The 1,091-nt window shown below is 65.6% G+C and carries 1 pseudogene; it reads left to right on the forward strand.

The features are described from left to right. Positions 1-1,055, forward strand: a pseudogene (locus GY769_12285) (DNA-directed RNA polymerase subunit beta'). The last annotated feature ends 36 nt before the right edge of the window (positions 1,056-1,091 follow it).

A 1,091-nucleotide genomic window follows, 5' to 3' on the forward strand; every position in this document is an offset into this window, starting at 1 on the left:
CGATCAAGATCTCGATCGCGGCTCCGGCGAAGATCCGCTCGTGGAGTCACGGCGAGGTCACCAAGGCGAAGACGATCAACTACCGGACGTTCAAGCCCGAGCGCGACGGCTTGTTCTGCGCCAAGATCTTCGGCCCGATCACCGACTGGGAATGCCTGTGCGGCAAGTACAAGCGCATGAAGCATCGCGGCGTGGTGTGCGACAAGTGCGGCGTCGAGGTCACCCGGTCCCGGGTGCGGCGCGAGCGCATGGGCCACATCCAGCTGGCCAGTCCGGTGTCCCACGTCTGGTTCTTCAAGGGGCTGCCGAGCCGCATCGGACACCTGCTCGATCTCTCGCTGCGCGACCTGGAGCGGATCCTCTACTTCGAGAGCTACGTCGTCATCGAGCCTGGCGACACCGAGCTCGCGGAGCGCGAGCTGTTGTCCGAAGAGCGCTTTCGCGAGCTGCGCGAGGAGTACGACGCCGATGCCTTCGAGGCGCGCATGGGCGCCGAGGCGATCAAGGAGCTGCTGTCGCGGGTCGACCTCGAAGAGCTGGCCGAAGAGCTGCGGATCGTGATGAAGACCGACACCAGCCAGATTCGCCGGCTGAAGGCGGCGAAGCGGCTGAAGGTGGTCGACGCGTTCCGCCGCAGCGGCCACCGTCCGGAGTGGATGATCCTGGACGTCATCCCGGTGATCCCGCCGGAGCTCCGGCCGCTGGTGCCGCTCGACGGCGGGCGCTTCGCTACCAGCGACCTCAACGATCTCTACCGCCGGGTGATCAACCGCAACAACCGGCTCAAGAAGCTGCTCGAGCTGCGCGCTCCCGAGGTCATCGTGCGCAACGAGAAGCGCATGCTGCAGGAAGCGGTGGACGCGCTGTTCGATAACGGCCGCCGCGGGCGCGTGCTCAAGGGCTCCAACAACCGGCCTCTGAAGTCGCTCTCCGACACCTTGAAGGGCAAGCAGGGGCGGTTCCGGCAAAACCTGCTCGGCAAGCGGGTCGATTACTCCGGCCGCTCGGTGATCGTGGTCGGCCCGGAGTTGAAGCTGCATCAATGCGGTCTGCCCTAGAAGATGGCGCTCGAGCTGTTCAAGCCGTTCGTC

The sequence above is a fragment of the bacterium genome, from assembly GCA_024224155.1.
GTDB lineage: Bacteria > Acidobacteriota > Thermoanaerobaculia > Multivoradales > JAHEKO01 > CALZIK01.